The sequence below is a fragment of the Massilia sp. UBA6681 genome (assembly GCF_002454935.1).
GTDB lineage: Bacteria > Pseudomonadota > Gammaproteobacteria > Burkholderiales > Burkholderiaceae_D > Telluria > Telluria varians.
Genome location: NZ_DKJX01000001.1, coordinates 39586 through 49874, shown reverse-complemented (window position 1 = coordinate 49874; position 10289 = coordinate 39586). Strand labels below are relative to the sequence as shown.

The window sequence follows — 10289 nt, the reverse complement described above, 5'->3', positions numbered from 1 at the left end:
CGCTGCGCCGGGCACCGCGCCCGCGGCCACGGCGCCGGCCACGCTGGCAGCGCCCGTGACCGCCGTACCTGCAGCGCCCGCAGCCGCCGGCGGCAATGCGCTGGTGCTGAACGTGCGTGAAGATGCCTGGATCGGCGTGGTCGTCGGCGGCAAGCGCCTGCTGTGGCGCGAGGTCAAGGCCGGCTCGACCGAAACCTTCGACGTCACCGCGCCGGGCATGCTGACCGTCGGTAATCCGGCTGCCGTCAGCGCGACCCTGCGTGGTTCGCCTGTCAGCCTGGAACAGGCTCCGGGCAAAAAGTTTGCTCAAGTCTCTTTGAAGTAATGGAACGGAACATGATCGTGAACGAACCCTGCATTGGCGAACCGATTCCTTCCGGCCCGCTGCCGCGCCGCGCGCGCCGCAAGGTCGCGGTCTCGCATGGCAATCGCACCGTCTGGGTCGGCGGCGACGCGCCGGTGGTGGTGCAGTCGATGACCAACACCGATACCGCCGACGCGATCGGCACCGCGATCCAGGTGAAGGAACTGGCGCGCGCCGGCTCCGAGATCGTGCGCATCACCGTGGACACCCCGGCGGCAGCCGCCGCGGTGCCGGCGATCCGCGAACAGCTCGACCGCATGGAGATCGACACCCCGCTGGTGGGCGACTTCCACTACAACGGTCACCTGCTGCTGCGCGACTATCCGGAATGCGCGCAGGCGCTCTCCAAATACCGCATCAACCCGGGCAACGTGGGGCAGGGCGCCAAGCGCGACACCCAGTTCGCCCAGATGATCGAAATCGCGGCGAAGTACGACAAGCCGGTGCGCATCGGCGTCAACTGGGGCTCGCTGGATCAATCCCTGCTGGCCCGCATCATGGACGAGAATGCCGCCCGTGCCACCCCGTGGAGCGCGCAGGCCGTGATGTACGAAGCCTTGATCACCTCGGCGATCGAGAATGCCGTGCGGGCCGAGGAAGTGGGCCTGGCGCGCGACAAGATCATCCTGTCGTGCAAGGTCTCGGGCGTGCAGGACCTGATCGCGGTCTACCGCGAACTGGCGCGCCGCTGCGACTACCCGCTGCACCTGGGCCTGACCGAGGCCGGCATGGGCAGCAAGGGCATCGTCGCCTCGACCGCCGCGCTGTCGGTGCTGCTGCAGGAAGGCATCGGCGACACCATCCGCATTTCGCTGACCCCGGAACCGGGCGGCGACCGCACCAGGGAGGTGATGGTCGGCCAGGAGATCCTGCAGACCATGGGCCTGCGCAAGTTCACCCCGATGGTGATCGCCTGCCCGGGCTGCGGCCGCACGACCTCGACCGTGTTCCAGGAACTGGCGGACAACATCCAGACCTTCCTGCGCGAGCAGATGCCGGAATGGAAGAAGACCTATCCGGGCGTGGAAGCGATGAACGTGGCCGTGATGGGCTGCATCGTGAACGGTCCGGGCGAATCGAAGCACGCCAACATCGGCATCAGCCTGCCGGGCACCGGCGAGTCGCCGGCGGCGCCGGTGTTCGTGGACGGGCAGAAGGTGGCCACGCTGCGCGGCGAGCGCATCGTGGATGAGTTCAAGACCATCGTGCTGAATTACGTACAGAAGAATTACGGCCGCCAAGAGGCAGTCGCACAATAAAATACACCACCGTCATCCCGGCGAAGGCCGGGATCCAAGTTGCACGAGCAGTCGAGATGCACGCAGAACTTGGGTACCGGCCTTCGCCGGTACGACGGTTTTAAGGCTAACGGTACTAACAATGTCCAAACCAGAAAAAATCGTCGCCGTCAAAGGCATGAACGACATCCTCCCGGCCGATGCGCCGATGTGGGAGCTGTTCGAGAACACCGCCGAAACGATCCTGAAGAGCTACGGCTACCAGAAGATCGTCACCCCGATCGTCGAGGATACCTCGCTGTTCGCGCGCGCTATCGGCGCCGTGACCGACATCGTCGAGAAGGAGATGTACTCCTTCGAAGACTCGATGAACGGCGACCAGCTGACCCTGCGTCCGGAAGGCACCGCCGGCGCCGTGCGCGCCGTGATCGAGCACAACCTCGTGTACGACGGCCCCAAGCGCCTCTGGTACAAGGGCCCGATGTTCCGCCACGAGCGTCCGCAGCGCGGCCGCTACCGCCAGTTCTTCCAGTTCGGCGCCGAAGCCGTCGGCTTCTCGGGCCCGGACATCGACGCGGAACTGATCATGCTGTGCCGCCGCCTGTGGGACGACCTCGGCCTGCAGAATGTGCGCCTGGAGCTGAATTCGATCGGCAATGCCGACGAGCGCCTGCGCCACCGCGCCGACCTGATCGCCTACTTCGAGAAGCACGACGACATCCTGGATGCCGAAGCCAAGCGCCGCCTGCACAGCAACCCGCTGCGCATCCTGGACACCAAGAACCCGGCCATGCAGGAAATGGTCAACGGCGCACCGAAGCTGCTCGACTACCTGGGCGAAGAGTCGCTGGCGCACCTGAACGGCCTGCGCAAGATCCTGGACCGCAATGCGGTGCAGTACACCATCAACCCGCGCCTGGTGCGCGGCCTGGATTACTACAACCGCACCGTGTTCGAATGGGTCACCGACGAGCTGGGCTCGCAGGGCACCATCTGCGCGGGCGGCCGCTACGATCCGCTGATCGAACAGTTCGGCGGCAAGGCCACCCCGGCGGTCGGCTTTGCGATGGGCATCGAGCGCATCATCGAACTGATGAAGGGCCTGGGCGAGACCCAGGCGCCGAGCCAGTGCGACGTCTACCTGGTGCACCAGGGCGAGGACGCCCAGCTGCAAGCCTTCATCCTGGGCGAGCGCCTGCGGGATGCCGGCCTGGATGTTGTGTTACATTGCGCAACGCCGGCAGGCGCGGGCAGCTTCAAGAGCCAGATGAAGAAGGCCGACGGCAGCGGCGCCTCGTTCGCCGTGATCATCGGCGAAGACGAGATCGCGAACCAGAAGGCCGCGGTCAAGTCCATGCGCGGCGAGGCCGGCGAGCAGCAGCAGGCCAGCGTGCCCTTCGAGGAAGTGGTCGACTACGTGGTCGACCAGATCGTCGGAGGCGGCGGCCACGACTGCGACGACGAGACTTGCAACGAGCACGGTCATCACCACCGTCCGTAACAGCACCGATTCACCATTCCAAATAACAAACAGACACTGAGCAGACCATGGCATACGACCTCGAAGAACAGGAACAGATAGCGACTTTCAAGGCCTTCTGGGCCCGTTTCGGCAACCTCATCATGGGCGTGCTGATCGTCGCGCTCCTCGCCTACGCCGGCTACAACTTCTGGCAGTCGCGCCAGCGCTCCCAGGCCGTCGAGGCCTCGGCGCTGTACGACGAGCTGCAGGCTGCCCTGGTCGCCAGCGACAATGCCAAGTCCCAGCGCATCGCCGGCGACATCAAGCAGAAGTACGAAGGCACCGTGTACGCGCAGATGGCCAGCCTGGCCGCCGCCAAGACGGCCTTCGATGCGAACGACCTGAAGACCGCCAAGGCGCAGCTGCAGTGGGTGGTGGACAAGGGCAACGACGAGTACAAGGCGATCGCGAAACTGCGCCTGGCCGGCGTGCTGCTGGACGAGAAGTCCTACGATGCCGCCCTCAAGCTGCTGAACGACAAGTTCCCCGAGCAGTTCTCGGCCGAAGTGGCCGACCGCAAGGGCGACGTGCTGGTGGCGCAAAACAAGATCACCGAAGCACGCCAGGCCTATGTGGCCGCACTGGCTGCGATGCACAAGGATAATCCGGGCCGCCAGCTGGTCCAGATCAAGCTCGAAGCCATCGGCGGCACCGTGCCGGAAGCGAAAGACGCCAAAGCCAACGCCGCGGCCGCGTAAACTCCAAGATTGACAGGCCCGCGCAGGCCGCGAAGGCGTGCGCGGGCTTTGCGTCCTCTACAGCTCTACAGTCCAGGAACAAGGTTAAAGAATATGCGTATCAGCAGCAAACTTGTCGGTGTTGGTGTACTGGCCCTGGTGACGGGTTGCTCGAGCCTGAGCCCGTCCAGCATGGCCAACAAACTCAGCTCGCTCAATCCGTTCGCGTCGAAATCCAAGACCGACCAGCCGGCGCCGCTGGTGGAACTGAAGGCGACGATGGCCGTTCGCACCGCGTGGAAGCTCGACATCGGCAAGGCCGGTCCGTACACCTTCTCGCCTGCGCTGGCGGGCAACACCGTGGTCGTGGCCGGCGGCAATGGCGACATCGCCCGTGTCGAGGCTGAAAGCGGCAAGCAGCTGTGGCGCATCAAGGCCGGCAGCGAACTGTCGGCCGGCGTTGGCACCGACGGCAACCTGATCGTGGTCGGCGGTACCAAAGGCACCGTCCTCGCCTTCGACATGGATGGCAAGAAACTGTGGACCTCGCAGCTGTCGAGCGAACTCCTGTCCTCGCCGGTGGTGGGGCAGGGCATCGTCGTCGCCCGCAGCCTGGACAACCGCATCGTCGGCCTGGATGCCAAGACCGGCGAAAAGAAATGGACCGTGCAGCGCGTGACCCCGTCGCTGACCCTGCGCACCGCACCGGGCATGATCGTCAACGGCAGCGACGTCATCGTCGCCCAGCCGGCCGGCCGCCTGTCCTCCATGATCCTGGCCACCGGCGCGCCGCGCTGGGACCAGGAAGTGGGCGTGGCGCGCGGCGCCACCGAGCTGGAACGCGTGACCGACATCGGCGGCGCCCCGGTGCTGTTCGAGGGCGAGGTCTGCGCCGCGTCCTACCAGGGCCGGGTCGCCTGCTTCGATGCCAGCGCCGGTTCGCCCAAGTGGACCCGCGACCTGTCGTCGGAAGTCGGCGTCGCCGTCGACCAGCGCTTCGTGTTCGCGGCGGACGACAAGGGCGCGCTGTACGCCTTCAACCGCGACACCGGTTCGAGCGCCTGGAAGAACGACAAGCTGGCCTTCCGCCGCCTGTCGACTCCGGTCTCCTTCGGCCGTGCGGTGGCGGTGGGCGACTACCAGGGCATCGTGCACTTCCTGTCGCGCGAGGATGGCAGCTTCCTCGCACGCGCCGCTACCGACGGCAGCGCCGTCATCGGCACTCCTCTGGTGGCTGGATCGCACCTGATTTTTCAAACACAAAATGGAACTGTGGCCGCCATCGCGGTCGAATAGAATAACTACATGAAGCCGGTAATTGCACTCGTTGGTCGCCCGAACGTCGGGAAGTCGACCCTATTCAACCGCCTGACCCGCTCGCGGGACGCGCTGGTGGCCGACCTCCCTGGCCTGACCCGCGACCGCCACTATGGCGAAGGCCGGATCGGCGAACGGCCGTTCCTGGTCATCGACACCGGCGGTTTCGAACCGGTGGCCAAAGAGGGCATCATGTTCGAGATGGCGCTGCAGACGCGCCAGGCGGTGGCGGAAGCCGACGTCGTCGTGTTCATCGTCGACGGCCGCCAGGGCCTGACCCCGCACGACAAGACCATCACCGATTACCTGCGCAAGTCGGGCCGCAAGGTCATGCTCGTGGTCAACAAGTCCGAGGGCATGAAGTACACTTCGGTCACCGCCGACTTCTACGAGCTCGGCATGGGCGACCCGTACGTCATTTCCGCCGCCCACGGCGACGGCGTGCACGACCTGGTGAACGAGGCGCTCGACTTCGCCTTCGCCAACCGTCCGGATGAAGAAGACGAAGCGGAACATCCCGACCACGGCATCAAGATCGCCATCGTCGGCCGTCCCAACGTCGGCAAGTCGACCCTGATCAACACCCTGGTCGGCGAGCAGCGCGTGATCGCCTTCGACATGCCGGGTACCACCCGCGACTCGATCGAAGTGCCGTTCGAGCGCGACGGCAAGAAGTACACCCTGATCGACACCGCCGGTATCCGCCGCCGCGGCAAGATCTTCGAGGCCATCGAGAAATTCTCGGTGGTGAAAACCATGCAGTCGATCTCGGACGCCAACGTCATCGTGCTGCTGCTCGACGCCCAGCAGGACATTTCCGAGCAGGACGCCCACATCGCCGGCTTCATCCTGGAATCGGGCCGGGCGCTGGTGGTGGCCGTGAATAAATGGGACGGCCTGCAGTCGGACGACCGCGACCAGGTCAAGAATGACCTCGACCGCAAGCTCGACTTCCTGTCCTTCGCCAAGACCCACTTCGTCTCGGCCCTGAAGGGCACCGGCATCAGCCAGCTGATGAAGTCGGTGGACTCGGCCTATGCCGCCGCCACCGCCAACCTGTCGACCCCGCGCCTGACGCGCGCGCTGCAGGAAGCGATCGAGAAGCAGGAGCCGAAACGCAAGGGCAGCACCCGTCCGAAGATGCGCTATGCCCACCAGGGCGGCCAGAATCCGCCCATCATCGTCATCCACGGCAATGCGCTCGAAGCCGTCAGCGACCCGTACAAGCGCTATCTGGAAAAACATTTCCGCGATACCTTCAACCTGGTCGGCACCCCAGTGCGCATCGAATTCAAATCCGGTAAGAATCCTTTTGCCAAGGAGCAGAATTAAATCAGTGCTGGGGCATAGCAGTACGACAAAGAGTGGCGAAACAGGTTACAGTAGCTCAGGGCTTTCATTCGCCACAGCTGAATGCGGCTCAGGCACTTGAAATTTGGCAAACCGCCACTATTTTTAAACTACAACAACATTACGGAGCTGTTATGAGCAACAAAGGGCAACTGTTACAAGACCCATTCCTGAACGCTTTGCGCAAGGAGCACGTCCCCGTCTCCATCTACCTGGTCAACGGCATCAAGCTGCAAGGCCACATCGAATCCTTCGACCAGTACGTCGTCCTGCTTCGTAATACCGTGACCCAGATGGTCTACAAGCATGCCATTTCCACCGTTGTCCCGGCTCGCGCCGTCAACCTTAACCTCGACTCCGAAGCCGAGTAAGGCCGATGGCTGACGCCCCCGGCAACACCTCCATGCGCGCAGCGCTGGTCGGCATCGATTTCGGTAGCGGTGATTTCACCGCCAGCCTGGAAGAGCTGTCGCTGCTTGCGCGCTCCGCCGGCGCCGAACCGATCACCACGATCACGGCCAAGCGCAGCAGTCCCGATCCCGCCCATTTCGTCGGCAGCGGCAAGGCCGACGAAATCAAGATGGCCTGCAAGGCCGAGGGCATCGAGCTCGTCATCTTCAACCACGCCCTGTCGCCTGCCCAGCAGCGTAACCTCGAGCGCAGGCTCGAGGTGCGCGTGGTCGACCGTACCAGCCTGATCCTCGACATCTTCGCCCAGCGCGCCCAGAGCCACGAGGGCAAACTGCAGGTGGAGCTGGCCCAGCTGCAGCACCTGGCCACGCGCCTGATCCGCGGCTGGACCCACCTGGAGCGCCAGAAGGGCGGTATCGGCCTGCGCGGCCCGGGTGAAACCCAGCTCGAGACCGACCGCCGCCTGATCGGCGAGCGCGTCAAGATGCTGCGCACCCGGCTCACCAAGCTGCGCAAGCAGCACGAGACCCAGCGCCGCCAGCGCGGGCGCAACCAGACCTTCTCGGTCTCCCTCGTCGGTTATACCAACGCCGGCAAGTCGACCCTGTTCAATACCTTGACCAAGGCCGGGGTGTATGTTGCGAACCAGCTGTTCGCGACGCTCGACACCACCAGCCGTCGCCTGTACCTGGGCGACGAGGTGGGCAACGTGGTGATTTCGGATACCGTCGGCTTCGTGCGCGAACTGCCGCACCAGCTGGTGGCGGCCTTCCGCGCCACGCTGGAAGAAACCATCCACGCCGACCTGCTGCTGCACGTGGTCGACGGCAACTCGCCGGTGCGCATGGAACAGATCGAGCAGGTGAACGAAGTCTTGCGCGAGATCGGCGCCGATCATGTGCCCCAGATCCTGGTCTGGAACAAGATCGATGCGGCCGGGCTGGAGCCCGGGGTCGAGCGTGATGAATATGATAAGATCAGCCGCGTTTTCATCAGCGCCCACAGCGGGGCCGGTCTGGACCTGCTGCGAGATGCCATCGTCGAGGCGGCGTTGGCGGCACGCGCAGAACAGGAACAGTCGCGCAATGGGGAAGAACCGGCGGTGGGCGGCTCCCTGGCCAATTCTGCAGAGAACAATATGACAACCTCCACCCATCTCGGGCCACACTAGCCTATGCTCGTTTCTTTACTAAAACGTTGCGGCATCAAACTGTCGCTGAACGACCCACGTTGGGGCCATAAACCCGACGGTGACCACAAGGCCCAGGAGGGCCGCCGGCCGGGTGAAGGCCCGCCCGACCTCGATCAACTCTGGCGCGATTTCAATGCGCGCCTGAACCGCATCTTCGGCGGCCGCAACAACGGCGGCGACGGCGGCGGTGGCCCGGGCGGCCGCGGCGAGATGCGCGGCGCCGGCATCGGCGCCGGCGTGGTGGCAGTGATCGTCGGCCTGATCTGGCTGGCGAGCGGCGCCTTCATCGTGCAGGAAGGCCAGACCGGCGTCGTCACGACGTTCGGCAAGCTCAGCCATACAACCGGCGCCGGCTTCAACTGGCGCTGGCCGTACCCGATCCAGGCCCACGAGACCGTCAACGTGTCGACGATCCGTACCGCCGAGATCGGCTACCGCGCCAACGTGCGCAACAAGCAGCCGCAAGAGTCGCTGATGCTGACCGACGATGAAAACATCATCGACATCCAGTTCGCGGTGCAGTACACGCTGAAGGACCCGGTCCAGTGGCTGTTCAACAACCGCGAGAACGACGAGACCGTGCGCCAGGTGGCCGAGACCGCCATCCGCGAAGTGGTCGGCAAGAGCAAGATGGACTTCGTCCTGTACGAAGGCCGCGAGAAGGTCGCCGCCGACGTGCACCAGATGATGCAGCAGATCCTCGACCGCTACGCGCTGGGCGCCCTGGTCACCAACGTGACCATGCAGGGCGTGCAGCCGCCGGAGCAGGTGCAGGAAGCCTTCGACGACGCCGTCAAGGCCGGCCAGGACCGCGCCCGCGCCCGCAACGAGGGTGAAGCCTACGCCAACCAGGTGATCCCGCAGGCGCGCGGCCAGGCCTTCCGCCTGCAGCAGGATGCCGAGGCCTACCGTTCGATGGTGGTCGAGAACGCGACCGGTAACGCCTCGCGCTTCGACCAGGTGGTGGCCGCGTACGCGAAGGCCCCGGCCGTCACCCGCGACCGCATGTACATCGATACCATGCAGCAGATCTTCTCCAGCACCAGCAAGGTGATGGTGGATTCGCGCGCGGGCAATCCGATGATCTACCTGCCGCTGGACAAGCTGATCCAGCAAGGCGCCGGCAACGAAAGTGTCGGCGCCCGTTCGGGTCCGGTGCAGGTGCCGCAGTCGGCGCCGCCGTCGGACGTCATGCAAGCCATGGATTCGGTGCGCCAGCGCGACAGCCGCAGCCGCGATTCCTCACGTGACAGGGAGAGCCGTTAATGAACCGCCTCGTAACTTTATTTGTGGCGGGCTTCATTGCCCTGATGCTGCTGTCGTCCACCGTGTTCGTGGTCGACCAGCGCCGCTTCGCCATCGTGTTCGCCCTGGGCCAGGTGCGCGACGTGATCACCGAGCCGGGCCTGCACTTCAAGCTGCCGCCGCCGTTCCAGAACGTGATCTACCTGGACAAGCGCATCCTGACGCTCGACACGCCTGACGCCGACCGTTTCATCACGGCCGAGAAGAAGAACATCCTGGTGGATGCCTTCATGAAGTGGCGCATCACCGACCCGCGCCTGTACTACGTCAGCTTCGGCGGCGACGAGGCCCGTGCCCGCGACCGCCTGTCGCAGATCATCAAGGCAGCCCTGAACGACGAGATCACCAAGCGCACCGTGCGCGAAGTGATTTCCGGCGAGCGCGGCGCCGTGATGAACGCGGTGAAGGAAAAGGTCGTGGCCGAAGCCAAGGAGATCGGCGTGGGCGTGGTGGACGTGCGCCTCAAGCGCGTCGACTACATCGAGCAGATCAACAACTCGGTGTACGAACGCATGAAGGCCGAGCGCGTGCGCGTGGCCAACGAGCTGCGTTCCACCGGCGCCGCCGAATCCGAACAGATCCGCGCCGACGCCGACCGCCAGCGCACCGTGATCATCGCCGAAGCCTTCCGCGAGGCCGAGAAGATCAAGGGTGACGGCGATGCCAAGGCATCGGTGATCTATGCCGAGTCGTTCGGCAAGAACCCGGAATTCGCCAAGTATTACCGTTCGCTGGAAGCCTACCGCGCGACCTTCAAGAACCGTGGCGACGTGATGGTGGTGGATCCGAATTCGGAGTTCTTCAAGTACTTCAAGCAGCCGGGCGGGAAGTAAGCCGTTTCTGCGCCGGTAGTACGCCGGCAAAATTGGATCCCGGCCTTCGCCGGATGACGTTGGTTTTTTCGCTGGCTGAA

The 10289-nt window shown here is 64.6% G+C and carries 10 protein-coding genes; all 10 read left to right on the top strand.

What is annotated here, in order from left to right:
• Window positions 1–325: DUF4115 domain-containing protein (locus tag B2R83_RS00210; RefSeq protein WP_292037627.1), on the top strand; the 325-nt coding region annotated here is incomplete at its 5' end.
• Between the two features lie 11 nt (window positions 326–336).
• On the top strand, window positions 337–1623 hold the full coding sequence (ispG, locus tag B2R83_RS00205; RefSeq protein ID WP_292037625.1) for a flavodoxin-dependent (E)-4-hydroxy-3-methylbut-2-enyl-diphosphate synthase: 1287 nt from the start codon (window positions 337–339) through the stop codon (window positions 1621–1623).
• A 121-nt stretch (window positions 1624–1744) separates the two neighbouring features.
• Window positions 1745–3103, top strand: coding sequence for a histidine--tRNA ligase (hisS, locus tag B2R83_RS00200; RefSeq protein WP_292037624.1), 1359 nt, complete (start codon window positions 1745–1747; stop codon window positions 3101–3103).
• 47 nt (window positions 3104–3150) lie between these two features.
• On the top strand, window positions 3151–3822 hold the full coding sequence (locus B2R83_RS00195; protein WP_292037623.1) for a YfgM family protein: 672 nt from the start codon (window positions 3151–3153) through the stop codon (window positions 3820–3822).
• A 93-nt stretch (window positions 3823–3915) separates the two neighbouring features.
• The gene (bamB, locus tag B2R83_RS00190) at window positions 3916–5097 is read left to right on the top strand and encodes an outer membrane protein assembly factor BamB (protein WP_292037622.1); all 1182 of its coding nucleotides are present in this window, start codon (window positions 3916–3918) and stop codon (window positions 5095–5097) included.
• A gap of 9 nt (window positions 5098–5106) precedes the next feature.
• Window positions 5107–6450, top strand: coding sequence for a ribosome biogenesis GTPase Der (gene der / locus B2R83_RS00185; protein WP_292037621.1), 1344 nt, complete (start codon window positions 5107–5109; stop codon window positions 6448–6450).
• A 152-nt stretch (window positions 6451–6602) separates the two neighbouring features.
• Window positions 6603–6839, top strand: coding sequence for an RNA chaperone Hfq (gene hfq / locus B2R83_RS00180; protein WP_026354376.1), 237 nt, complete (start codon window positions 6603–6605; stop codon window positions 6837–6839).
• Between the two features lie 32 nt (window positions 6840–6871).
• Window positions 6872–8050: a GTPase HflX gene (gene hflX / locus B2R83_RS00175; RefSeq protein WP_036212418.1), complete on the top strand. Its 1179-nt coding sequence runs from the start codon at window positions 6872–6874 to the stop codon at window positions 8048–8050.
• Window positions 8051–8053: 3 nt separating this feature from the next.
• Complete coding sequence (gene hflK / locus B2R83_RS00170) at window positions 8054–9337, top strand: FtsH protease activity modulator HflK (protein WP_292037620.1); 1284 nt, start codon at window positions 8054–8056, stop codon at window positions 9335–9337.
• Window positions 9337–10209 carry a protease modulator HflC gene (hflC, locus tag B2R83_RS00165; RefSeq protein ID WP_292037619.1) on the top strand — a complete coding sequence of 291 codons (873 nt, stop codon included), beginning with the start codon at window positions 9337–9339 and terminating at the stop codon, window positions 10207–10209. Before hflK ends, hflC begins: the two co-directional genes overlap by 1 nt.
• The last annotated feature ends 80 nt before the right edge of the window (window positions 10210–10289 follow it).